This window comes from Pseudomonas sp. QTF5, from assembly GCF_000512695.2.
Lineage (GTDB): Bacteria > Pseudomonadota > Gammaproteobacteria > Pseudomonadales > Pseudomonadaceae > Aquipseudomonas.
On record NZ_AZRW02000001.1, the window covers coordinates 217,777 to 242,835 of the forward strand.

At 57.7% G+C, this 25,059-nt stretch carries 18 protein-coding genes, 5 tRNA genes and 1 pseudogene; 5 read left to right on the top strand and 19 right to left on the bottom strand.

Translation table 11 applies throughout. The features are described from left to right. Positions 1-21: 21 nt before the first annotated feature. Positions 22-726 (bottom strand): YebC/PmpR family DNA-binding transcriptional regulator, encoded by a 705-nt coding sequence (locus tag IC37_RS01100; RefSeq protein ID WP_030130879.1) that lies wholly within the window; start codon positions 724-726, stop codon positions 22-24. 231 nt (positions 727-957) lie between these two features. On the opposite strand from IC37_RS01100, the gene IC37_RS01105 reads away from it, so the two are divergent. Continuing rightward, positions 958-2,382 (top strand): type VI secretion system Vgr family protein, encoded by a 1,425-nt coding sequence (locus IC37_RS01105; protein ID WP_030130878.1) that lies wholly within the window; start codon positions 958-960, stop codon positions 2,380-2,382. 222 nt (positions 2,383-2,604) lie between these two features. Here IC37_RS01105 and IC37_RS01110 read toward each other — a convergent pair whose 3' ends face one another. Next, entirely contained in the window at positions 2,605-3,531 is a 927-nt protein-coding gene (locus IC37_RS01110; RefSeq protein ID WP_030130877.1) for a 1-aminocyclopropane-1-carboxylate deaminase/D-cysteine desulfhydrase, read from the bottom strand. Positions 3,532-3,720: 189 nt separating this feature from the next. Continuing rightward, positions 3,721-5,760 carry an FAD-dependent oxidoreductase gene (locus tag IC37_RS01115; RefSeq protein WP_030130876.1) on the bottom strand — a complete coding sequence of 680 codons (2,040 nt, stop codon included), beginning with the start codon at positions 5,758-5,760 and terminating at the stop codon, positions 3,721-3,723. A 207-nt stretch (positions 5,761-5,967) separates the two neighbouring features. On the opposite strand from IC37_RS01115, the gene IC37_RS01120 reads away from it, so the two are divergent. Both IC37_RS01120 and IC37_RS01125 read left to right on the top strand, forming a co-directional pair. Then, complete coding sequence (locus IC37_RS01120; RefSeq protein WP_030130875.1) at positions 5,968-7,098, top strand: carbon-nitrogen hydrolase family protein; 1,131 nt, start codon at positions 5,968-5,970, stop codon at positions 7,096-7,098. A 3-nt stretch (positions 7,099-7,101) separates the two neighbouring features. Beyond that, positions 7,102-8,142, top strand: coding sequence for an AraC family transcriptional regulator (locus tag IC37_RS01125; RefSeq protein ID WP_030130874.1), 1,041 nt, complete (start codon positions 7,102-7,104; stop codon positions 8,140-8,142). 44 nt (positions 8,143-8,186) lie between these two features. On the opposite strand, the gene IC37_RS01130 is transcribed toward IC37_RS01125, so the two are convergent. The 14 genes from IC37_RS01130 to IC37_RS01195 form a co-directional block, all read right to left on the bottom strand. Continuing rightward, positions 8,187-8,369 (bottom strand): hypothetical protein, encoded by a 183-nt coding sequence (locus tag IC37_RS01130; protein ID WP_081729361.1) that lies wholly within the window; start codon positions 8,367-8,369, stop codon positions 8,187-8,189. A gap of 159 nt (positions 8,370-8,528) precedes the next feature. After that, positions 8,529-9,362 (bottom strand): DUF2242 domain-containing protein, encoded by an 834-nt coding sequence (locus IC37_RS01135; protein WP_030130873.1) that lies wholly within the window; start codon positions 9,360-9,362, stop codon positions 8,529-8,531. A gap of 204 nt (positions 9,363-9,566) precedes the next feature. Beyond that, positions 9,567-11,438: a SurA N-terminal domain-containing protein gene (locus tag IC37_RS01140; protein WP_030130872.1), complete on the bottom strand. Its 1,872-nt coding sequence runs from the start codon at positions 11,436-11,438 to the stop codon at positions 9,567-9,569. Between the two features lie 102 nt (positions 11,439-11,540). Next, positions 11,541-11,617: transfer RNA gene (locus IC37_RS01145), tRNA-Asp, on the bottom strand. Positions 11,618-11,670: 53 nt separating this feature from the next. After that, positions 11,671-11,943: an HU family DNA-binding protein gene (locus IC37_RS01150; RefSeq protein WP_002552737.1), complete on the bottom strand. Its 273-nt coding sequence runs from the start codon at positions 11,941-11,943 to the stop codon at positions 11,671-11,673. Between the two features lie 149 nt (positions 11,944-12,092). After that, entirely contained in the window at positions 12,093-14,489 is a 2,397-nt protein-coding gene (gene lon, locus IC37_RS01155; protein ID WP_030130871.1) for an endopeptidase La, read from the bottom strand. A gap of 251 nt (positions 14,490-14,740) precedes the next feature. Beyond that, positions 14,741-16,024, bottom strand: coding sequence for an ATP-dependent Clp protease ATP-binding subunit ClpX (gene clpX, locus IC37_RS01160; protein ID WP_007901798.1), 1,284 nt, complete (start codon positions 16,022-16,024; stop codon positions 14,741-14,743). Positions 16,025-16,136: 112 nt separating this feature from the next. After that, positions 16,137-16,772, bottom strand: coding sequence for an ATP-dependent Clp endopeptidase proteolytic subunit ClpP (gene clpP / locus IC37_RS01165; protein WP_008062468.1), 636 nt, complete (start codon positions 16,770-16,772; stop codon positions 16,137-16,139). 93 nt (positions 16,773-16,865) lie between these two features. After that, a complete protein-coding gene (gene tig / locus IC37_RS01170; RefSeq protein WP_030130870.1) occupies positions 16,866-18,176 on the bottom strand; it encodes a trigger factor in 1,311 nt (436 codons plus the stop codon). Between the two features lie 129 nt (positions 18,177-18,305). Next, entirely contained in the window at positions 18,306-20,009 is a 1,704-nt protein-coding gene (gene ltrA / locus IC37_RS01175; protein ID WP_030130869.1) for a group II intron reverse transcriptase/maturase, read from the bottom strand. 1,408 nt (positions 20,010-21,417) lie between these two features. Continuing rightward, a tRNA-His gene (locus IC37_RS01180) sits at positions 21,418-21,493 on the bottom strand. 75 nt (positions 21,494-21,568) lie between these two features. Further along, positions 21,569-21,653 (bottom strand) — tRNA-Leu (locus IC37_RS01185). Positions 21,654-21,710: 57 nt separating this feature from the next. Further along, positions 21,711-21,786 (bottom strand) — tRNA-His (locus tag IC37_RS01190). 32 nt (positions 21,787-21,818) lie between these two features. Then, a tRNA-Arg gene (locus IC37_RS01195) sits at positions 21,819-21,895 on the bottom strand. Between the two features lie 274 nt (positions 21,896-22,169). On the opposite strand from IC37_RS01195, the gene folD reads away from it, so the two are divergent. Together folD and IC37_RS01205 are read left to right on the top strand one after the other, a co-directional pair. Then, entirely contained in the window at positions 22,170-23,024 is an 855-nt protein-coding gene (gene folD / locus IC37_RS01200; protein ID WP_030130868.1) for a bifunctional methylenetetrahydrofolate dehydrogenase/methenyltetrahydrofolate cyclohydrolase FolD, read from the top strand. A 335-nt stretch (positions 23,025-23,359) separates the two neighbouring features. Continuing rightward, positions 23,360-23,638: a hypothetical protein gene (locus IC37_RS01205; RefSeq protein WP_030130867.1), complete on the top strand. Its 279-nt coding sequence runs from the start codon at positions 23,360-23,362 to the stop codon at positions 23,636-23,638. Between the two features lie 205 nt (positions 23,639-23,843). Here the strand turns inward: IC37_RS01205 and IC37_RS01210 are convergent. Further along, positions 23,844-24,384 (bottom strand): annotated as a pseudogene (locus IC37_RS01210) (lysis protein). Then, complete coding sequence (locus IC37_RS01215; protein WP_030130866.1) at positions 24,375-25,034, bottom strand: glycoside hydrolase family 19 protein; 660 nt, start codon at positions 25,032-25,034, stop codon at positions 24,375-24,377. The pseudogene IC37_RS01210 and the gene IC37_RS01215 overlap by 10 nt, the downstream one beginning before the upstream one ends. Positions 25,035-25,059: the final 25 nt, after the last annotated feature.

Consider the following 25,059-nt stretch of genomic DNA (forward strand, 5'->3'; position numbering starts at 1 on the left):
ATCACAGACTGTCGGAGCCGCTTAACCCGCTAACCCAACAAACATATCTTGCACGTCATCGTGGTTATCGAGGCCTTCGAGGAACGCTTCGACTTCCGCCATCTGCTCATCGCTCAAACCACTGACCGGGTTCTTCGGCTGGTAACCCAACTTGGCCGACAACACCGTGAAACCCTGCTCCGGCAGCGCTTTCTGCACCGCATCAAGGTCCGTAGGTTCGGTCAGGAACAGCGTCGCGCCGTCTTCACCTGGTTCGAAATCCTGGGCACCGGCTTCGATTGCAGCCATTTCCGGATCGGCGTCAGGGCTGTCCGGGGACGCCTCGATCATGCCGACGTGGTTGAAGTCCCAGGCCACCGAACCGGAAGCGCCCAACTGGCCCTTGCGGAACGCGACGCGGATTTCAGCGACGGTGCGGTTGATGTTGTCAGTCACGCATTCAACGATCAGCGGCACCTGATGCGGTGCGAACCCTTCATAGGTCACGCGATGGTATTGCACGGTTTCGCCGAGCTGGCCGGAGCCTTTCTTGATCGCGCGTTCCAGGGTTTCGCGGGGCATCGAGGCTTTTTTCGCCTGTTCAACCACCAGACGCAGGTGTGCGTTGGTGGTGGTATCGGCACCGTTGCGCGCAGCGATGGTGATTTCTTTCACCAGTTTGCCGAAGATCTTGCCCTTGGCGTTGGCTGCCGCTTCTTTGTGTTTAACCTTCCACTGTGCGCCCATTACTCACTCTCTTGATCTATGGCGCCGAGACATCTATTGGCCGACGCATTGCGCCAGTTTATACGGCCTAAAGATGCCAATCGACCAAAAATTCCAAGATCTTCACCCCATGACTGATCGACATTTTCACTAGTGCTTGTAGGGCGATTCTGAAAAGTCGATTTGCGGTGACGCTTCAGGGCTGTGGTTTCGTACCCTCTGCGCCCATCCTCCCTGGCAGAAGCGCGTTCGATGCACAACGACAAGGAAAGCCCCTTCACCCTGACACTCCTCGACGGCGGTTTGAGTCTGCAGGTGTTGCAGTTCAGTGGCCGTGAAGGTCTCAACCAGCCCTATCGATTCGACATCGACGTGATCGGCCTCGCACCGTCAATGCACCTCGACCAATGGCTGCAACAACCGGCGTTCCTGCGACTGGCAGATGACCAGGGCATTCACGGCGTGATCCACAGCGTCAGTCGCGAACATCGCGGCCCGCACCGGGTCGGCTACTCTCTGGTGCTGGCGCCCCATCTTCAACAACTTCACCTGCACAGCTCGCGTCGGGTGTTTCATCGTCTCAGCGTGCCCGCGATCGTGCGCCAGTTGCTGGAGGAGCATCAGTTGCCCGAGCACAGCTACCGCTTCGAACTGGCAAACGGGTGCTACCCGCCCCGGCCTTTTTGCATTCAGTACGATGAGAGCGATCTGGCCTTCATGCAGCGGCTGTGTGAAGAAGAAGGCATCCACTATCACTTCGAACATCAGCGCGACGGGCACGTGCTGGTGCTGGCCGATGACAGCCTGAGTTTCCCCCAAGAGCCATTGCTGATGCCGTTCCAGGACGACGCATTCAACGACTCTGCCTTGCCGGTGATCAGCGAACTGTTCCAGCGCCATGACCCGGACCCCGCCCCTGCACAATGGGAGGCCAGAAACCGCGGCTCGCAGATGATCGGCGACGGAGCAGCTAACCACCCATTCGCCAGAACGGCTCCGGTGCCAACACGCCCCGCGCCCGAACAGCTTCATCATGATCAGCTCAGCCGCCGACGGCTGGAACGTCTGCGTTGCCAGCAACGGCAGATCCACGGCCAAAGTAACCAGAGCGAACTGTGCAGTGGACGGATCCTGCAAGTGGCGCAACACCCGCTCTCAAGTTTCAACGATCAGTGGCTGCTCACCGATATCCGACACCACGGACAGCAGCCGTCGATTCTCGCCGAGGACCAGGCCGGTGGTGCCCGGCGCTACAGCAATCAGTTCACTGCCATTCCCTGGTCAACGGTGTTCAGGCCCGCGCTCAAACAGGCCCGGCCGAGCATCCCGGGTTATCAGACCGCCCGAGTGCTGGGCCCCGTCGGGCAACCGGCGGCGCTCGATGATTTGGGCCGGATACAGGTCATGCTATGGCCGACGCCGACGTTCGAGGCAGAGGAACCCGCCGGGTTCTGGCTACCGGTAGCCCTCGCAACGCCAGACGGTCGGATCGATCCGGCCAGGCTGCCCGTGGCCGGCACCGAGGTGTTGGTCAGTTTTCTCGACAGCGACCCGGACCGGCCGGTGCTGTGTGCCGGTATGGGCCATCCCCAGCCTTCCCGGCCCGCTCCGGAGCCACGCCGCGATGGTCGTCTGCTGCTCGACTGGCTGGTCAACCGCTCGGATCTCATGCCGTGACGCCTTCGTCGATTACCGATTGCACACAGCGGGTGGTGGCGATGTTTGTGCAGAGGGTTCGCGAGAGTCTGGTTTAGGCAGGTCCGGCCTCTTCGCGGGCAAGCCCGCTCCCACAGGATTGATGCTGGCCGCAAATCCTGTGTACGACGCAAAATCTGTGGGAGCGTGGCTTGCCCGCGAAGACGGCGGCACAGTCAACATTGATGTCTCTGACTGCGCCCTTCAGGTTTGTGAACTGAAACCCCGGCGACCCTGCAAGCCGCCGGTGTGGATGAAGATCAGCCGCGTGCCCCGGGCAAATCTTCCCGCCTCGACTTGCTGCTTGAGCGCCATCAGCGCTTTACCGGTGTACAGCGGTTCGAAAAGAATGCTGCTGGCCTGCTCGGTCTGCGCGATGAATTCGAGTAACAACGGATCGACTTTGGCAAAACCGCCACGGCTGGCATCGAACAGCTCATAAGCTGGGCCCTGTAAACCCGCCTCGCGGACAATCGATTCGACTTGCTGCGCCACGCCATGATCGTCAGGCACCGCCAACGCGCCATACACCGGATGTTCGCCCGCCTCGGCCAGAACCAGACCGGCCAAGGTGGTGCCCGTTCCGCAGGCCACCCACCAGCCGTCGTAGTGGCTCCAGCCCAGATTGCTCAACTTTTCGCAGGCCTGAGTCACCAATTGCCGGCAACCTTTCGCCCCAAGCAATCCGCCGCCACCTTCCGGCACTGGATGTAGCTCGGGGTATTGCTCCCGCCAGGGCGCCCAGAAGCCTGGTTCGTGCCGTGCTCGATAGCCTCCATAACCCAACCAATGCAAGTGCATGCCGAACGCCTGCAAGTCCTTCACCGTGGGCGTTTCTTGCCGATGCCCGCGCAGCAGGCCAACCGTGGTGAAACCGAAGCGTTTGCCCGCCGCAGCCAGTGCATGAAGATGATTGGAATGAGCGCCGCCCAGGCTGATGATGCCTTGGGCGCCGCTCTGGTTGGCGGCTTTCAGGTGTTCGATGAGTTTGAACCACTTGTTGCCACTGATCAGCGGGTCGATCTGGTCCAGACGCAGGATCGCGACGTCGATGCCGGCAGTGGTGAGCCAGTCGAAGTGAAGGGATTCGAGGGGGGCTTGGGGTAGCCAGTCTGTTGGTGGGAAAAGCATTGATGCCGGCTCGGGGTAAAGAGCCGGTATCTTAGCAGCCCACTTGTGGCGAGGGAGCTTGCTCCCGCTCGGCTGCGCAGCAGCCGTAAAATCAGCGACGGTGATTAACCTGACACAACACCATCGCTGAAAGGGGGAGTCCTTCGGCCTCCAGCGGGAGCAAGCTCCCTCGCCACAGGGTTATGCGTATTACAACTGAGCCGCCAACCGCGAACCCTGATTGATCGCGCGCTTGGCATCCAGCTCCGCCGCCACGTCCGCCCCGCCGATCAAGTGCACATTCTGCCCGGCCGCGACCAGACCATCCTGCAACTCACGCAACGGATCCTGCCCAGCGCAGATCACGATGTTATCCACCGGCAGCACCTGTGGTTCGCCGCCTTCGCCAATGCGGATATGCAGGCCTTCGTCGTCGATCTTCAGGTACTCGACGCTGTTGAGCATCTGCACCTGTTTGTTCTTCAGACCGGTGCGATGAATCCAGCCGGTGGTCTTGCCCAGGCCGTCACCGACCTTGGATGTCTTGCGTTGCAGCAGGAACACTTCACGGGCCGGCGCATGCGGCTCAGCCTTGATACCTGCAACACCGCCGCGCGCCTCAAGGTGCGTATCGATGCCCCACTCCTTCCAGAACGCTTCGCGGTCCTGACTGGTGGCCACGCCCTGGTGAACGAGGAACTCCGACACGTCGAACCCGATACCGCCGGCGCCGATCACCGCGACGCGCTTGCCCACCGGTTTGCGCTCAAGGATCACGTCCAGGTAGCTCAACACCTTGGCGTTTTCAACGCCGGGAATTGCCGGGGTTCTTGGCGCGATACCGGTGGCCAAAATGATTTCGTCGTAACCGCCCTCAACCAGTTTCGCCACATCTACGCGGGTGTTCAGGCACACCTCGACGTGGGTGGTCTGCAGTTTGCGGTTGAAATAACGCAGGGTTTCGAAGAATTCTTCCTTGCCCGGCACACGCTTGGCGATGTTGAACTGGCCGCCGATTTCACTGGCCGAATCGAACAACGTCACCTGATGGCCACGCTCGGCGGCTACGGTCGCGGCCGACAAACCTGCAGGGCCGGCGCCGATCACGGCGATTTTCTTGATCTGCTGCACCGGCAGGTAATTGAGTTCGGTTTCATGGCAGGCCCGCGGGTTCACCAGGCAGCTGGTCAACTTGCCGCCAAAGGTGTGATCCAGGCACGCCTGGTTGCAACCGATACAGGTGTTGATTTCATCGCCACGGCCGGCCGCAGCCTTGTTGACGAAATCCGGGTCGGCGAGGAACGGCCGCGCCATGGACACCATGTCGGCATCGCCTTCGGCCAGAATCTGCTCGGCGACTTCCGGGGTATTGATGCGGTTGGTGGTGATCAGCGGAATGCCTACCTCCCCACGCAGCTTGGCCGTGACTTTGCTGAACGCCGCACGGGGCACTTTGGTGGCGATGGTCGGAATCCGCGCTTCGTGCCAGCCGATGCCGGTGTTGATGATCGTCGCACCCGCCTGCTCGATGGCCTTGGCCAACTGCACGATTTCTTCCCAGGTGCTGCCGCCTTCCACCAGATCGAGCATCGACAGGCGGAAGATGATGATGAAGTTCGGGCCGACCGCTTCGCGCACCCGGCGCACGATCTCCACCGGCAGGCGCATGCGATTTTCGTAAGCGCCGCCCCAGCGGTCGGTGCGATGGTTGGTGTGGGCTGCGAGGAACTGGTTAATGAAATAACCTTCGGAGCCCATGATCTCGACGCCGTCGTACTCGGCTTTTTGCGCCAGGGTCGAGCAGGTGACGAAATCGCTGATCTGCTTCTCGATGCCTTCCTCGTCCAGCTCTTTAGGCTTGAACGGGTTGATCGGCGCCTGGATCGCGCTCGGTGCCACTTGTTTCGGGCTGTAGGCATAACGCCCGGCATGGAGAATCTGCATGCAGATCTTGCCACCCGCCTCGTGCACCGCACGGGTGACGATGAGGTGCTTGAGCGCTTCTTCCTCGGTGGTGAGTTTGGCCGCGCCGGAGTAAACCCCGCCCTCATCGTTCGGGCCGATACCGCCGGTGACCATCAGACCAACGCCGCCACGGGCACGCTCGGCGAAATACGCAGCCATGCGCTCGAAACCGCCGGGCTTTTCCTCAAGGCCCGTGTGCATCGAGCCCATCAGGGTGCGGTTGCGCAACGTGGTAAAACCCAGGTCCAGCGGGGCCAACAGGTGCGGGTAATGAGCGGCGGCCATCGGTAACTCCACAACGAGCGATCACGGAAAAATGCAGGAGCTCTTCGGCCCCGTCAGTCATGTTCGACAGACTAAGAGTCGCACTGCCGTCACTCAATGACCGTAACTGACAACTTATTGATCCAAATGCGCAGCGCCCCTTGGCAAGCGCGGACGTGAGCCCTACCCTAGTCGCGAACCCTGCACGCGGCCGTTGACTGTTTCCACATGCGCAAACTTTTGTACTTGACCCTCTCCATGGCGTTGATCGCCGCTCTCACGACCTACGCCATGTGGGCCGCGGATCGTCCGGTGGGTCATTACCTGTCAGACCTGCGCATCAGTCTCGCAGTTGATGAGGGTACCCCCGCCGATCGCGGCAATCTGCTGGGCATCCAGCCCGAGCTGTTCCCCACCGATTATCAAAGCCCCGAACGCCTGCACCGCAAGCTCGCGGCCTACTTGCAGAAGGCTCAGGATCAGGGCCTGCTGAATGAAAAAACCATCGTCATACTGCCCGAACATATCGGCACCTGGCTGATGATCAGCGGCGAAAAAGACGAGTTGTACCAGGCCACTACGCTCAAGGAAGCCATGAACTGGCTGGCGGTGAGCAACCCGTTGCAGTTCATCCGCGCCCTGATCAGTGCCGAGGGCGGCAACCGTCTCGACGACGCGCACTTGCGGATGAAAGCCAAGAAAATGGCCAAGAATTACCAGGCGCTGTTCGGCGGCTTGGCGAAAGAATTCCGCATCACTCTGGTGGCGGGTTCCATCGTGTTGCCCGAGCCGAGTGTCAGCGATGGTACCCTGAAGATTGGACGCGGTGCCCTGTACAACAGCAGCGTAGTGTTCGGTCGCGACGGGTTGCCGATCGGCCAGCCTCAGCGGCAAATGCACTCGACTTTCGCTGGGCACAACACTGTCGAAGCCAATTCCGAACACACGATCAATGTCGTCGATACACCGGCCGGACGCCTGGGCGTGCTGATCGGCAGCGACAGTTGGTATCCCGACAACTATCGCAAACTCGACGATCAAGGCGCGCAACTGGTGGCGGTCCCGGCGTTCGTCGTCGGGCGCGGGTCCTGGGATCAACCGTGGCGCGGCTACAAAGGCCAGTCCACGCCGAACTCTGTCAGCCTCAACGCTGGCGAACTCAGTGAAGGTCAGGCCTGGCATCGGCTGACGCTGATCGCCCAACCGTCCGGCAGCCAGACCATCGCCGGCATGAGTGTGTTCCTGCGCGGTCAGTTCTGGGACAAGGGCAGCGCCGGTCAAAGCTTCCTCAGCAGCAACGGGCAACAATTCGCCGACGGCGATGCCCGGGGCGCGCGTTTGCTGAATCTCTGGCTGTAAGCGATGAAACCGCAGCCGATGCGCCTCGGAGATTTGTCGGTGGGCTTCGTCCATAGCCTGGCCGACGCCGTGCGCAGCCATGGCCTGGACCCACAACCGTTGCTCGAACAGTACGGCCTCGACGCCGCGCGACTGGCGGAGGCCGGCGCCCGTCTCTCGATCCCGCGCTACATGCGCCTGGGTCACGGCGCCATTCAACTGACCGACAACCCGGCACTGGGTTTGCGCATGGGCCAGTTCAGTCGCCTGAGCCAGGCCGGCCTGGCCGGAGTCACCGCCGCCCAGGCCCCCACCGTGCGGGAAGCGGCGCGCTGCCTGATTCGCTTCGAAGCGCTGTACGGCTCCAACTATCGCGGCCAGTCGAGCTTTCACGAAGATGCCCAAGGCGCGTGGCTGCGTTTCTATTCCATCAGCCCCTACAACGCCTACAACCGCTTCGTGGTGGATTCGATCATCGCCGGCTGGTTGCAGCAATTGTCCAGCGTAAGTCCTGCCCCGCTACGCGCCGAACGGATCGAAATCGAATTCCAGGCGCCGGATTATCGCGAGGCGTATGCCGTGCTTGGGGATTGTCCGATTCAGTTTGGCGCCGAACAGAATCAACTGCGCCTGAGCCTGGACAGCCTCGCCCAGCGCAACCCGCAGCACTGCCCGAGTACCTGGCGGCACTTGCTGCAACTGTGTGAACGGGAACTGGAGCAACTGACACGCACCCGCAGCCTGCGTGAACGTATCACTCAGTTACTGGGGCCGTTGCTCAATGGTGGTCGGGAACCCGACCTGGAAGAAGTGGCGGCACGCTTGAAACTACCGACCTGGACCTTGCGCCGCAAACTCGCCGAGGAAGGTACGCAATTTCGTGCAATTCTCAACGACACGCGCCGCGACCTCGCCATGACCTACATCCGCGACACCGAACTGGCGTTCGGCGAAATCGCCTATCTGCTGGGGTTTGCCTCAGCCGAAGCCTTTCAACGGGCCTTCAAACGCTGGAACGGCCAGACCCCCGGCGAGTTCCGCCGCAGTCATCGCCAATCCGCGTAAGGTTAGGGGGCGTTCTCAATTAGTTTCCCCGGCGCGTTGTCGCCTTAAAGCTCGGTAGCGTCTTCGGCCGGTTCCAGCGGGTCCAGTTCAAACGCCTGATACTCGAGCAGTTCTTCTTGATAATCGTCCATTATTAAACCCCCATCGCTTGTTGAAAAAATCGTCTGAATAAATGACCAGTGCCCTGAGCATAAAGTGCCCGCATGAAAGAAAAATGACGCGCGCATGACACTACATCGCTACTGAATAAAACGTAGCAGGTGGTCAGGAATTTATCAGGATTTTTTCGATACGAGCTGTAGGAATACGGCTCGATTTGATGTGGATCAATCTTGGAAGGTGTTACGGGATCGGAGTCGTCTGACCCGATCCGTAACATCAGCCTATTACTGGCCGGAGACAGGCATGGCCGAAATTGGCTCGGTCGGTGCCGGCATGGTGCTTGAATCCGTCGGTGGAGCCACCGTTTCCGTGGACGGAGTCGGTTCACTGCTCTGCGCTGGGGTAATCGGCGCGGTTTCAGCTGGTGGTGCGACAGGCTCCGAAGCGGCTGGAGCAGGTTCGGCTGTCGGCGCTGGAGCAGGCGCAGGTTCTGCCGCCGGGGTCGGCGCCAACTGAGCCGGCGCAGCCTTGGCTTCAGGCACACCCAGATCAGTCTTTGGCTTCTCGGGGATGTGCGCGGCCTTCTTCGCTTCCGGCGGCAGGAACAACTCGACCAAGGCAAAGAAACGTTCGTAGAACTTGGCTGAAGATACGGTTTCACTGGCAACCTTGACCATCGAGTCGTCGGACGAACCGATCGGCATCGATACCGAGCCCAACACACCGACACCGAGGCTGGCGGAGTTGTTGGTCTTTTTCAACGCATAACGATCCTGCAAGGCGTTGGCGAACATCGTCGCGTGATGCCCTTCGCTGCCGTCATCGGCACAGACCACGTTGAAGCTGATCTCCATGTGGGTCTCGCCGGTTTGCTGGAAACTTTTGTGCCCACTGACCAGTTTCGAATCGGCGCTGGTGATGATGTAACCCTGGCTGAGCAAAGCCCGACGGGCGGCCTCGCAGGTCTGCGCATCGGTTACCGGGTAGTTGCGCGAAAACGTTCCGGAGTCGTCGAAGTTCTCATGCTCATAGATGGCGGCTTTCTTCGACGAACAACCGACAGCGGCGGCCAGCACCAAGGCCAGCCCGACAACACGCATGGGAATTGATCTAAACATTGAACATCCTGAGGAAAACGGTTCGGGGCGTATTGTGCAACAGATCAATGCTTAGCGGAGCATCGATTATGTCTTAAAACGGTTACATGTTTGTTGAGCCGGGTTCTAAGGAGAGGTCGCACAAGCAAATGACCTAGGCTGGAACAAAAAAAACCCCAGCCTTTCGGCCGGGGTCTTTTGTGTCGCGCAATACTCAGCCAGGCATCAGAAACGCTTGATGTCTGCTTCGCTTTCCAGCTGTTTGCGGTAGGCCGCAAAGTCTTGCTGGCCAATGCGCGAGGCGAGGTAGCGACGGTATTGAACCTTCTCTTCTTCGGTCGGCGCCGCGGCTTCGTTCACGCCGTCCAGACGCACGATCACCAGGCTACCATCGGCCAGGGTCACGCTGCTGAAGGTCGGCTTGTCTTTGGAGGCTGGCTTGGGCATGCGGAACAGCGCTTGCAGCACAGTTGGGTCGACCCCTTCCTGAGCACGAGTCGCCACTTGAGTCACCTTCCAGTTCTGACCATCGATCGCCTTGTCCAGCGCAGTCTTGCCATCGCGCAGGCTGACGATCAGTTGATCAGCCTTGGTTTTGGCGGCAGCACTGGCATGCTCCTTGGTCAGTTGCACACGGATGCTGGCAGCCACGCTTTCCAGCGGCAGTTGCTCAGGCTTGCGGTGTTCCTTGGCGCGCAGCACGATCACGGTTTCCGGGTCCAGCTCGATGGCGGTGCTGTTGGCACCCTCATCCAGCACTTCAGGACTGAACGCAGCGGTCACCACGGCACGGTTGGCCGCAACACCTTCGCCACCTTCACGGCCGAATGGCGCGGAGGTGTGGACGGTCAGCTTCAGGTCCTGTGCTGGCTGGGCCAGATCGGAGGCTTCGAACGATGAGTCTTCCAATTGCTTGGTCGCCTCGACGAAACGCTGCTCGACCTGCTGGGTTTTCAGCTCGCGGGTCAGCTTGTCTTTCAGGCTGGCGAACGTTGGCACTTCAGGGGCTTCAACGCCCAGCAGCTTGATCAGGTGGAAACCGAAGTCCGTGCGAACCGGCTCCGATACCTGATCCTTGGCCAACGAATACAGGGCTTTTTCAAACGCTGGATCGTAGACGCCTGGACCTGCAAAACCGAGGTCACCGCCGTTGTTCGCCGAGCCTGGATCCTGGGAGAATTCCTTGGCCAGGGCCTCGAATTTCTCGCCTTTAGCCAGACGCGCCTGCACTTCTTCGATTTTGGCCTTGGCTTGCGCCTCGGTCACCTTATCGTTCACTTCGACCAGAATATGCGCAGCCCGGCGTTGCTCGGACAGGTTTGCGGTTTCTTTCTGATACGCCGCTTGCAGGTCTTCGTCCTTGACGCTGACCTGATCAAAGAAGGACGCCTTCTTCAATTCGAGGTAGTCGATGACCACCTGATCCGGCGTCATGAATTCCTTGGCGTGTTCGTCGTAGTAGGCCTTGACCTCATCGTCGGTCAGTTTCACCGCCGCAGGATCTGCCTTGACGTTCAGGGTGGCGAAATCGCGGGTCTGTTTTTCCAGACGGGCAAAGGCCAGAACCTGTGCATCGGTGACAAAGCCGCTACCGGCCAGACCAGCGCGCAGCTGACCGATCAGCATTTCCTGAGCCAGCATCTGGCGGAATTGCAGACGGCTGTAGCCGAGTTGACGAATCACCTGATCGAAGCGTTCGGCACTGAACTTGCCATCCACCTGGAATTCAGGTGTTTGCAGGATCACCTGATCCAAAGCCGCTTCGGAGAAAGCGAATTTCGATTTTTCTGCGCCTTGCAGCAGCAGTTTGCGATCGATCAGGCCTTTGAGGGCCGATTCGCGCAGCATTTTTTCGTCGAGCAAGGAAGCATCAAAATCCTTGCCAAGCTGTTGCATGAGCTGACGGCGTTGCATGTCAACCGCCTGGTTCAGCTCGTTTTGACTGATTTCTTCACCATTGACCTTGGCCGCATCCTGGCTGTTGGTCGTCGCCTGGAAAATGGCCTCGATACCGGTGAAAGCCATCAGTACAACGATGATCCCGATAATGGTCTTGGCAATCCAGCCTTGTGAATTGTCCCTGATATTCTGCAGCATGCGTCCCCCAGAAACGGTTGAACTTCAAAATTAGGCAACCGTGGAGCGTGGGTAGAATCCGGATAGAAGAAAGGCGCATCCGAGGATGCGCCTTCTCGTAACTGGCGGAGCGGACGGGACTCGAACCCGCGACCCCCGGCGTGACAGGCCGGTATTCTAACCGACTGAACTACCGCTCCGCTGCCAAGTCAGGAATGACCCCGACCCGGATGGGCAAAAACCTGAATCGAACTTAGTTGACAGCTTCTTTCAGTGCTTTACCGGCTTTGAAACCTGGTTTTTTGGCGGCGGCGATTTCCAGCGTCTTACCGGTCTGTGGGTTACGACCGATGCGAGCTGGACGATCGGTCACGGAGAAGGTACCGAAACCAACCAGAACAACAGAGTCGCCAGCCTTCAGAGCGCCAGTGACGGATTCGATTACAGCGTCCAGCGCACGGCCAGCAGCAGCTTTCGGGATATCAGCGGATGCAGCGATAGCATCAATCAGTTCCGACTTGTTCACTCTAAGTCCCCTTATATCTATTTGAGTTTGATTCTAAGTTTTTTGGTGAAAGCAAAAAAACGAGTGCTGAATGGCCTACAGACACTTAAGAGCCGCTTTATAACAAGGGCTCTAAAAAACTGTCAACAAGCCCCCCAGGCAAATGCGTACTAATGCGTGCTAATTCTTTCCTTAGAGTCAGACTCGCGTTTTTCATCCTTTGCAACGATCTCCGGAACCACATCCGGCAAGGGCTCCGGCGCGTATTGCAGCGCAATTTGCAGGACCTCGTCAATCCATTTAACGGGTTTAATCTGTAGATCTTGCTTGATATTGTCAGGAATTTCCTTCAGATCGCGTACGTTCTCTTCAGGAATGATCACCGTCTTGATTCCGCCACGGTGAGCAGCCAACAGTTTTTCCTTCAAACCACCGATCGCCAGCACCTGACCACGCAAGGTAATTTCGCCAGTCATGGCGACGTCCGCTCGTACAGGAATGCCAGTCAATGCCGACACCAGGGCCGTGCACATGCCTACACCGGCGCTAGGGCCATCCTTCGGGGTCGCCCCTTCAGGCATGTGGATGTGAGTGTCGCGCTTCTCGTGGAAGTCCAGGGGAATCCCCAGGCTCTTCGCACGGCTGCGGACAACGGTCAGGGCTGCGGTGATCGATTCGACCATCACGTCACCCAGGGACCCCGTTTTGATCAACTGGCCTTTACCCGGCACGACCGCGGCTTCGATGGTCAGCAATTCGCCGCCCACCTGGGTCCACGCCAAGCCAGTTACCTGGCCGATCTGATCCTGCGACTCAGCCAGACCATAGCGGAATTTACGCACACCCAGGAAGTGCTCGAGCATGTCGGCAGTGACCTTCACCGAGAAGCGTTTTTCCATTGCATGCTCTTTGACTGCCTTGCGGCAAACCTTGGCAATCTGGCGCTCCAGCCCACGTACACCGGCTTCGCGGGTGTAATAGCGGATAATGTCGCGGATCGCTTCGGCGTCGAATTCCAGCTCGCCTTTCTTCAGACCGTTGGCGGTAATCTGCTTCGGCGAAAGGTATTTGACGGCGATGTTGATCTTTTCGTCTTCGGTGTAACCCGGCAGGCGAATCACTTCCATCCGGTCCAGCAGTGCCGGCGGAATATTCATGGAGTTGGAGGTGCACAGGAACATCACATCGGACAGGTCGTAATCGACTTCCAGATAGTGATCGTTGAAGTTGTGGTTCTGCTCGGGATCGAGCACTTCCAGCAACGCCGACGCCGGGTCGCCACGCATGTCGCTGCCCATTTTGTCGATTTCATCGAGCAGGAACAGCGGATTGCGGACGCCCACTTTTGTCATCTTTTGAATCAATCTTCCTGGCATCGAACCGATATAAGTCCGGCGATGACCACGAATTTCCGCCTCATCGCGCACACCACCGAGGGCCATGCGCACGAATTTGCGGTTGGTGGCGTGAGCGATCGACTCCGCCAGCGAGGTTTTACCCACCCCGGGAGGACCGACCAGGCACAGCACCGGCCCACGAATCTTCTTCACGCGCTTCTGTACAGCGAGGTATTCGAGGATCCGCTCTTTGACTTCTTCCAGACCATAGTGGTCGGCATCGAGAATGTCTTCGGCACGGGCAAGGTCCAGACGCACCTTGCTCTGAGCTTTCCACGGCACTTGAACCAGCCAGTCGATGTACGAACGCACCACCGTCGCTTCCGCAGACATTGGCGACATTTGCTTGAGCTTGTTCAGTTCGGCCTGAGCCTTGGCCAACGCATCTTTCGGCAGACCGGCGGCATCGATACGCTTTTTCAGCTCTTCGATTTCGTTGTGGCCTTCATCGCTGTCGCCCAGCTCTTTCTGAATGGCCTTCATCTGCTCATTCAGGTAGTACTCGCGCTGGCTGCGCTCCATTTGCTTTTTAACGCGGCCGCGAATGCGTTTTTCGACTTGCAGCAGATCGATCTCGGCATCCAGCAACGCCAGAACGTGCTCGACCCGGGCCGACAAATCGATGATTTCGAGGATTTCCTGCTTCTGCTCGATCTTCAGGGCCATGTGCGCGGCCATGGTGTCTACCAGGCGGCCTGGCTCGTCGATGCTGTTAAGCGACGACAGGACTTCAGCGGGGACTTTCTTGCCCAGCTGCACATATTGTTCGAACTGAGCCAGCAGGCTGCGGACAAACACTTCCGACTCGCGCTCAGGCGCGTCGGCTTCGTCGATCAGCGAAACTTCGGCACGGCAGTGGCCGTCGACTTCGCTGAAGCGCTCCACGGCGCCCCGTTGCTCGCCTTCGACAAGAACCTTGACCGTGCCGTCAGGCAGCTTGAGCAGCTGCAGAACGGTAGCGATGGTGCCTACGCGATAAAGTGCTTCTTCACCGGGATCGTCGTCAGCAGGATTTCGCTGAGCCAGCAGAAGGATCTGCTTGTCGCCCGTCATCGCAGCCTCGAGGGCTTCGATGGATTTCTCGCGCCCCACGAACAGCGGGATAACCATGTGCGGATAAACCACGACATCACGCAATGGCAGGAGAGGCAATTCGATGGTTGTCTTCATGATTTCGCCTCTACGGCGGCCATAAGGCCGTAAACAGATGGAAGTAAGCTTGAAACCAAGATGGGGGCTGTTCTGGAAAAAAACAAGCTGATAAAAGTATCAGTTAAATGATTGGTGCTTGCGATGGCCCGAGCACAACCGAAAACAGGCAGCCTTCACTGGCAAGCCAGCTCCTACAAGCCAGCTCCCACGCCGGACCCACAATAGCAAAGGGGCCCGAAGGCCCCTTCTTTATTCCAGCCGAGTGACGCTTAGGCGTCCGGCGCTGCCTTGGCAGTCGGCTCACTGTTTTCGTAGATATACAGTGGCTTGGACTTGCCTTCTATAACGCTTTCATCGATCACTACTTTACTCACCTCGGACTGCGAGGGGATTTCATACATAGTGTCGAGCAATACACCCTCGAGAATCGAGCGCAGTCCACGGGCACCGGTTTTGCGTTCCAGAGCACGTTTGGCGACTGATTTCAGCGCGTCGGCCCGGAATTCCAGGTCCACGCCTTCCATCTCGAACAGCTTGGCATACTGTTTGGTCAGAGCATTTTTCGGTTCGGTGAGAATCTGCATCAACGCAGCCTCATCGAGCTCATCCAGAGTGGCAAGCACCGGCAGACGACCGACGAATTCCGGGATCAGACCGAACTTGACCAAATCGTCAGGTTCGACTTCACGCAGGGACTCACCGACTTTCTTGCCTTCTTCCTTGCTGCGCACTTCCGCGTTGAAACCGATGCCGCCCTTGGTGGAACGGTTTTGAATAACCTTTTCCAGACCGGAGAACGCACCACCGCAGATGAACAGGATGTTACGGGTGTCGACCTGAAGGAATTCCTGCTGCGGGTGCTTGCGACCGCCCTGAGGCGGAACGGAGGCAACCGTGCCTTCGATCAACTTGAGCAGGGCCTGCTGTACGCCCTCACCGGAAACGTCCCGGGTGATCGACGGGTTGTCAGACTTGCGCGAGATTTTGTCGATCTCATCGATGTAGACAATGCCCATCTGGGCTTTTTCTACGTCGTAATCGCACTTCTGCAGCAGCTTCTGAATGATGTTCTCAACATCTTCACCTACATAACCCGCCTCGGTGAGAGTGGTTGCGTCGGCGATGGTGAACGGAACGTTCAGCAAGCGGGCCAGTGTTTCGGCAAGCAGGGTTTTACCCGAGCCTGTCGGGCCGATCAGCAAGATGTTGCTTTTGCCGAGTTCGACGTCGTCATTCTTTTTGTCACGCTGGTTCAGACGCTTGTAGTGGTTGTACACCGCTACGGCCAGAACCTTTTTCGCACGCTCCTGACCAATCACGTACTGATCAAGGATGCCGCTGATTTCTTTAGGCGAAGGCAATTTATGCGCGCTGCTTTCGGCCTGGGCTTCCTGCACCTCCTCACGGATGATGTCATTGCACAGGTCGACGCACTCGTCGCAAATAAAGACCGAGGGGCCGGCAATCAATTTGCGTACTTCATGCTGGCTTTTGCCACAGAAGGAGCAATAGAGCAGCTTGCCGTTGTCCTCGCCGTTGCGGGTGTCAGTCATTCGTTCGATCCAAATCCGATAGGCTTGCAACACAAGATGAAGGCTATTGCGGGCTTTTTCAAGCCCGCTGGTGATCGGACCCGCCGACCAACCTTATTTTGAGCTGCTTATTTTAAGCGGGGCGCTGGTTGATCACTTCATCGATCAACCCGTATTCACGCGCTGCTTCTGCACTCATGAAATTATCGCGGTTGGTATCGCGCTCGATTTCTTCAAGAGTGCGCCCGCTATGCTTGGCCATCAGCGTGTTGAGACGCTCACGAATGAAGAGGATTTCCTTGGCATGGATTTCGATATCCGAAGCCTGGCCCTGGAAACCGCCCAGTGGCTGGTGAATCATCACACGCGAGTTTGGCAGGCAGTAACGCTTGCCTTTGGCACCGGCCGTCAGAAGAAACGCGCCCATGCTGCACGCTTGACCGATACAGGTGGTCGACACGTTTGGCTTGATGAACTGCATGGTGTCATAGATCGACATGCCCGCCGTCACCGAACCGCCCGGCGAGTTGATATAGAGATGGATGTCCTTGTCCGGGTTTTCCGCTTCAAGGAACAGCAGTTGCGCACAGATCAGGTTGGCCATGTAGTCCTCTACCGGACCAACCAGAAAGATCACTCGCTCCTTGAGAAGGCGCGAGTAGATGTCATAGGCGCGTTCGCCACGAGCAGACTGCTCGACAACCATCGGGACCAGGCCGCCTGCGGCCTGGATATCAGAGTTCTGCTGAATATACGAATTACGGAACATGCTCTGCAGTCACTCCCAAATAGTTATGTCTTGAATACGCATAAGCCAGCACGAAGGCTGGCTTATGGTGTGTACTTCTTACCGCAAAAACAATCAGTCGGCTTGTGGAGCTTCTACCGGCTTGACCGCTTCTTCGTAAGAGACCGATTTGTCGGTCACGCTAGCTTTCTGCAGAACAGTATCCACAACTTGTTCTTCCAGCACAACCGAACGGACTTCGTTCAATTGCTGGTCGTTCTTGTAGTACCAAGACACAACCTGCTCAGGCTCCTGGTAAGCCGAAGCCATTTCCTGAATCATCTCGCGAACGCGGGCTTCGTCAGGCTTGAGGTCGAATTGCTTGACCACTTCAGCCACGATCAGACCCAGCACAACGCGGCGCTTGGCTTGCTCTTCGAACAGCTCGGCCGGCAGTTGGTCAGGCTTGATGTTGCCGCCGAACTGCTGAACAGCCTGCACGCGCAGACGGTCGACTTCGTTGGACAGCAGAGCCTTTGGCACTTCGATCGGGTTGGTGGCCAGCAGACCATCCATCACCTGATTCTTGACCTTGGATTTGATCGCCTGCCGCAGTTCGCGCTCCATGTTCTTGCGAACTTCGGTGCGGAAGCCTTCCAGGCCGGTTTCCTTGATGCCGAATTGAGCGAAGAACTCTTCGGTCAGTTCTGGCAGTTTAGGCTCGGAAACGGTGTTCACGGTCACGGTGAACTCAGCGGTTTTGCCTGCCAGATCGAGGTTCTGATAGTCCTCTGGGAAGGTCAGGTTCAGAACGCGCTCTTCGCCGGCTTTAGCGCCAACCAGACCGTCTTCGAAACCAGGGATCATGCGGCCGGAACCCAGCACCAGCTGGGTGCCTTTGGCGGAACCACCAGCGAACACTTCACCGTCGACCTTGCCGACGAAATCGATGTTCAGTTGGTCTTCGTTCTGAGCCGCGCGATCGGCGACTTCAAAACGGGTGTTCTGCTTGCGCAGGACTTCCAGCATCTTGTCCAGATCGGCATCAGCCACGTCAGCGCTCAGGCGCTCTACGGTGATACCTTCGAAACCGGCAACGGTGAACTCAGGGAACACCTCGAAAACAGCGACGTATTCCAGGTCCTTGCCAGCTTCCAGGGATTTTGGCTCGATCGACGGCGAACCAGCCGGGTTCAGCTTCTGCTCAACCACAGCCTCATAGAAGGAAGACTGGATCACGTCGCCTACAGCTTCCTGGCGAGCGTCAGCACCGAAACGGCGCTTGATTTCGCTCATTGGCACTTTGCCTGGACGGAAGCCAGCAATCTTGGCCTTTTGGGCAGTCTGCTGCAGACGCTTGTTGACTTGGCTCTCAATGCGCTCAGCCGGCACGGTGACGCTCATGCGGCGCTCAAGAGCAGTAGTATTTTCAACAGAAACTTGCATGGATATTCCTCGTTGCACAGACGTTAGCCGGCCGTTTCCGACCCCAGAATGTCGGGTAGAGATGGGCCATTACTGGCCCACCTCCCCCTAAGAACCGTACGTGCGAGTTTCCCCGCATACGGCTCGGGCCTAATCAAAACCCCCGGTAAGGGGAGCCGGTTTGTTCACTGTCAATCCGCGAGCGTGTAGCCGCTGGTGACAAAGGGGGTGCAATAGTACCCGGTTATTTAGGGAGTCTCCACCGCCTTTTGTGCGGTACAGAATGTGGTGATCATGCCACCCCGTCTCCTTCGTAATCGGTAACTTACATATTGGACACAATCCTTTCTGACTCTGAAAAAGGCTCAAGATTTGCTTACGGTACGCCAGCCTTTTGAGCATCTGTTCCATACGCCTTTTCTCACCCATTTCCTCCATAGAAGGATCGAAGGGGTTGTACTCCCCACTCACCTTCTTGTGTCGTTCGATCGGAGTGCTCGCTAGCGAGTACAACTCGATCGTTCGCATCTCTCCCTTGTCATTCATCGTCGCGGTAGCAAACACCCCTTTCCGCCCCTTCATGGGTTTAAAGTATTTCGCTCCGATCCACTGGAGTGTTTTCTTAGGGTGTCGCCGTTTTGCCCAACGCCATAGAGCCAGAAAGATCATGTAATCCATGCGGCTATACGCTTTCTTGGCTACCACAGGCTGGTGATAGAACGCCCAGCCACGCAGTATCGGATTCAGCTGTCGGATCAGATCCTCCTGCCTTACCGTTTTGCTGGTACTGATGACCTCCCTTACCTTGCTATAGAACGCTTTCACGTTTTTCTTGCTTGGCTTGATCAGAAGCTTCCCATCGTACTTGCGGAAATTCCAACCTAGAAAGTCAAAGCCTTCATTTATATGGACGACACGCGTCTTCTCGAGTGACAACTGCAGCCCCCGCACTGCTAGGAACTGCTCTACCCAAGGTCTGACTTCAGTTTCCAGCACCTCTCGCGAGGTTCCGGTTATCACAAAGTCATCCGCATAACGCACCACATTGATTTTCAGCTTCTTGGCCTTGGTCACACCCAGATGTTGCTTAAGTTGTGACTCCAGCCCATCCAGCACCAGATTCGCCAAGCTGGGCGAGACAATCCCGCCCTGTGGCGTACCGGCATCCGTTGCCTGTAGCTGGCCTTTATGAATCACGCCAGCTTTCAACCATTTTCGGAGAACCACCTTATCCGTTGGGACGTTGGTGATAAGCCAGTCATGATTGATATGGTCAAAGCAGCCTTTGATGTCCGCCTCCAAAACCCATTGGGCCGAAACCTTCTTGGATAGGCATACGAACAACTGCCCCATTGCATCCGCCGTAGATCGCTCGATCCTAAAGCCGTAGCTGTTTGGATCGCCGGTGGTTTCTGCAATGGGTGCCAGAGCAAGCAAATACAACGCCTGCATTGCCCTGTCCGTCATGGTCGGAATGCCCAGAGGGCGCTCCTTTCCATTTGACTTCGGAATAAACACACGCCGTAAAGGCCGTGGTTTATAACCGTGGCGCTTCAACCCATTTGCCGCCTTCCATTTGGCATCGGGTGTATCCCAGAGCACGCGGTCGACTCCCGCCGTGCGCTTACCCTGGTTTTCAGTGACTCGCCGTACGGCCAAGTATCTGGCCGAGCGTGAGCGGGTCAGCATCCGCTGCAAGGCTTTCACCCTGCGCCAGTTGCCTTCCCGACAAGCCTTCGCAATCCGTATCTGCATCGCCCGGACATTCCGCTGAACACGCCACCAATCGATGTCATGCCATTGTTGCGGAGCGCCGGAAGGCGCAGACACGGCCAATTGGCTATGTTCTAACATGCTGCCTTCCTCTCAAGTTGCCCCAAGCGAAAGACGCACACATCCCCTGACGGGAATGGACGCTCCCGCCAGGGTTGGATTAATAGAAGATCCGTTACAGCTGGATCTCTAGGTTTATTGAGACAGGTTCACTCAGAGTTCATGCGACGAAAGACCACGCAGAAGTCTGCCCGGTTTCCCGTGGAGCGATGTTCCAGCCCCTATCCGGGCCATTACAGCCCGGCTTTCGCTTTCTCTGCGATCCCATACCCGCACAGCCAACGGATCACCTTGCGGTTCACCTGCCCGAAGGCAGCCATACGGGCTTACCACGTTCCCTGCCTGTCACACGACTGGGTTAGAGTCTGCCTATTCGCCGGCGACCTTATGTGACGACGTGTTCCGACCCTTGACCAGAACAACCGGTCGCATCACCTTTTTGGTTAATGCCTATCAGCAGATTAGGCACCGTAATGCTGACGACGTTTATTAGCAGTTCACTTGTGTTACCCATACCAGCCAGCCTAGCGCCTCAACCCGGTACTGCTCCGAGCATCTGCGCTCCGCCTCACGGCGAAGACGCACCCATACGGGGGCTACATTGTTGGAAGAGCTTCACACCCCACCGTTACCAGTGACGCATGTCTTCCTAGGCTATCGTTGGTCGCACAACGAGTCCGCTGCCACTCCGAACAGGCAATGGTTGGACAATGACAGACAGAGCTTTCGCTCATGTCTCCGGTTTGATGTGAACAGGGACTGCCGAGGCAGCATGCTCAAAGAATTGTTACCTCCTGTTTCAAAAGCAGGAGGGAACCCCAGCGGGGATTCTCTCCCGCATGGGTTTAGCCCTGAATAGGGCTGATGTGTAGTAGGCACTCCAATACCGGAAATCCAGTACTGCGGTCGAGCCACCGAGCGCTAATCGACCTTGAGTTTGCCACCGCCGCTGCGGCAAGTCCTTGAAGGCATTGGACTTCTGGGAGGGTTTTGTTTCTTGGGATTGGGCACCCAAGCTCTCGGCTCTCTTTCGAAAACCCTTCAAGATGACTCTACACCTCGAAGTTTAGGAGACACGCCACGCGTGTCGCACCAAGGGCATGCATTCTAGTGGGTCAAACTCAAGAAGTCACCCTACTGAAAACGGGTAAAAAAGCAGCAGGCAATTTATAGGCGGGGACAAACGGTTGTGCCTCGCCCTGTTAGCAAATACAGCTAGTCATGCCGGGGCTCTGCACCAACCCTTCTATATATAGAAGAGACTGCCAACAATCTCCCTGACAGCCGATCTTGCGAGCAAGGCCGGCGGGCAGCGCGGCATCATCGAGAAACATAAATACGACGAAATGCCCCGCCGCTGCGACCCAGAACCTGCGGCCACTGAAACAAAAAAGGCGCCAGACTGTTAAATCTGGCGCCTTTCGAAATATGGGGTGGACGATGGGGATCGAACCCACGACAACGGGAGTCACAATCCCGTGCTCTACCAACTGAGCTACGCCCACCATATTGCGTTACAAAGAATGAACGACTTCTTTGTTGAACCCCAATCATGCCACTGGCATGAGCGAAGTTTTATTTGGTGCGGATGAAGAGACTCGAACTCTTACGCCTCGCGGCGCTGGAACCTAAATCCAGTGTGTCTACCAATTCCACCACATCCGCGAATCAAAGCTGTTAAAGCAAAGGCGCCAGACTGTTAATCTGGCGCCTTTCGAAATATGGGGTGGACGATGGGGATCGAACCCACGACAACGGGAGTCACAATCCCGTGCTCTACCAACTGAGCTACGCCCACCATATCGCGCTACTTGTGCCAAAGCTGCCTAATGGCGCACCCGGCAGGACTCGAACCTGCGACCATCCGCTTAGAAGGCGGATGCTCTATCCAGCTGAGCTACGGGCGCCTTGTTAGCTGTAACCTTGAAGGACTACAAACTAAGTGCTTTTCAGTCTTGCAGAACCTTGATTCCGCTCGACCTTCTCAACCAGTGCTAGGCTGTGCCCGACAAGTGCGACGAATAGTATAGAGCCCCCCAAAGGGCGTCAAATCCTTTTTATAAAAAATTCATTTAATTAAAGGGGTTAGGGGAATTTGCAGACCAAGCGCCTTTGCCCTCACCTCATGACATGCGAGAATGCGCTCTCTTTTTTTCCCCTCTCGATGGTTAATCACGCGCAATGACTGCACAACTAATCGACGGCAAATCGATCGCCGCCAGCCTGCGCCAGCAGATCGCCAAACGAGTCGCCGAGCGTCGCCAGCAAGGCCTGCGCACGCCCGGCCTCGCAGTGATCCTGGTCGGCAGCGATCCTGCCTCTCAGGTTTATGTCTCGCACAAGCGTAAAGACTGTGAAGAGGTCGGCTTCCTTTCCCAAGCCTATGACCTGCCTGCCGAAACCACTCAAGAAGCACTGACCGATCTGATCGATCGCCTGAACGACGACCCGGCGATCGACGGCATTCTGCTTCAGCTGCCTTTACCTGAACACCTGGACGCCTCCAAATTGCTGGAGCGCATTCGTCCTGACAAGGACGTCGACGGTTTCCACCCTTATAACGTTGGCCGCCTGGCCCAGCGCATTCCGCTGCTACGCCCGTGCACGCCCAAAGGCATCATGACGTTGCTGGAAAGCACCGGTGCCGATCTATACGGGATGGATGCGGTCATTGTCGGGGCTTCCAACATTGTTGGCCGCCCGATGGCGATGGAACTGCTGCTGGCCGGTTGCACCGTGACCGTTACCCACCGCTTCACCAAGGATCTGGCGGGCCATGTCGGTCGCGCCGATCTGGTGGTGGTTGCCGCCGGCAAGCCGGGCCTGGTCAAAGGTGAATGGATCAAGGAAGGCGCGATCGTGATCGACGTCGGCATCAATCGCCAGGAAGACGGCAAGCTGGTCGGCGACGTGACCTACGAAGCCGCCCTGCCCCGCGCTGGCTGGATCACTCCGGTTCCGGGTGGCGTTGGGCCGATGACCCGCGCCTGCCTGCTGGAAAACACGCTGTACGCCGCGGAAACACTGCACGGCTGAGTTCACGCTTGCTTGCAGCGCCGCATAAAAGAACCCCGCCAATCGCGGGGTTTTTTTCGCCCACAGAAAAAGCTCGACCATCCGCCGGAAAAGCCTGTTTTTCTCAGGTTCAGAGGCACTTTCACCTGAACATCGAACAACCATCGACAGTTCTTCAGCCATACTCCTAATATTAAAAATGGGTTTTGCTGGGTTCCCCTGAGTGACAAACCCCAATGTTTATTGGGGTTTGCCTACCCTGCGACACCCACCAAACTGATGCGAAACACACGCAGTGGTACAAAAATTGGTACGGACTTCCGACCGCCCTCGGTTGATTTAACGTTGAGGCAAATATGGATATTGAAAAACTCTCGCTCCTGCTGAAACCCTGGCTACGTGTGGACACTTGGCATACCGGTCATCCGATGGACGACCAGCGCTTCCACCGTGCGTTGAAAGCAGCATTTGATGAGCTTGGCGTACAAATAAGCTCGGAGGATTTTCGGAAAGCAATCGCGTCCTGCCTGAAAGAGCACCGCCCAGGGGACGTGGGGGCATTCGAAAGCGATATCGAAGAGTTCGCGCAACGTGGCGAGTATATTGCCAGTTACCTGTTTGACCTGAAACCTTAGGAATTCGCAGTCGCGGGCGGTTCTGGGTACCACCATGTCAAGGTGACCATGAGGCAGACGTAACCTATTGATGTAAAGGAAAATGAAGGGTATCGGCGGAGGTACAAAACAGCCATATAGCTCTATAAGAATCAATAACTTAGCGTTGGATATTCCTACAGTAGTCTCCCTTATCTCCGGCGTCCTGCCGACCGAAACACAATCCCTATTTATGCAGTTCCCGCACGTACGCTTGGCACGCCGCCAACGCTATCAGTCCTTGGTCGCCGGCGTCGGTGATGGCGACAATTCGTTGAGCATGCGCGGGGTCAAGTTCGGCTCTTGTGGCTCCATGAACCACGCCGCTGGCGCTGGCAGTTGCTGACAGCCCGTCACCGCCGGCTCGGCCGGGGCCGGTGGCAAGAAGGACTGACAGCCGGACAGTAGCAGTGGCAAGGCCATCAGACAGGCGTTGCTGAGTTTCCTTTGCATCCTTGAGCACCTTGTAGTGGGTTTCATCGCTGGTCTTTAGCCGGCCCTCCAGTGCCAGCCGCTTGCCCTGCTCGATCGCCAGCGCGGCCAGGGCATCCTCGGCGCGCTTGAGCGCCGCCTGATCGACCTGGCCGGCCTTGCTCGGCCAGTTCCTTGCCATAACGCCAGTCCTGCACCTGCCAGGCGCCGCTAGCGGCTGCGCCGGCGATCGCCAGCAGCACCAGGGCCACTGCCCAGGGTCGCAGCGCCGGCGGAATCAGATCGATCAGGCGCATAGCACCGCCTTGGCCTTAGCCCACAGCTCGCGGCGCTCGGCCCGGCCATTGCCGCCGCCGTTGATCATGCTGCTGATGCCGTCGAACATCCCGAGGTCGGCCTTTTCGCTCAAGTTGCGATCCCACCAGAACCAGGCCGCCGACAGCGCCGCGTATTCCGCCTGCTCCAGCAGCTCGGGTTGCTCGACCAGGGGCACACCCAGGGCCTTGCCGCACAGCCGGTAGTTGTCGTGAAAGGTGATGCCGATCAGGCCGCGCGCGCGGTACTTGTAGCCGTCGCCGGACACCTCGGGACCGTTACCGTAACGGCCGCCATAAACCCGGTTGGCCAGCTTTTCCGAATTGCGCACATAACCCTTGGCAAACTCGACTTCGGCCGGATCGACGCGGCCGTTGTGGTTCAGGTCAAAGCCATACTTGAACAGCTGCGCGACCCGCTCGGCGTCCTTGTAGTACAGGCTTTCCGACAACTTGGTCAGCTGCGCCGACTCGTGGCCGATCTGCGCCAGAAACGCCGCCTGGCGTGCCCGGGTGTTGATATCAAAGCGGGCCATGGCGCGGTTGAGCGCCGGCAGGAAGACACCGACCACCGGCCGGCAGTTGGGCAAGATGGCCAGCAGGTGCTGTTGGGTAAGCGGAAGGTAAGCCATTGCATGAACTCCAGGCATAAAAAAA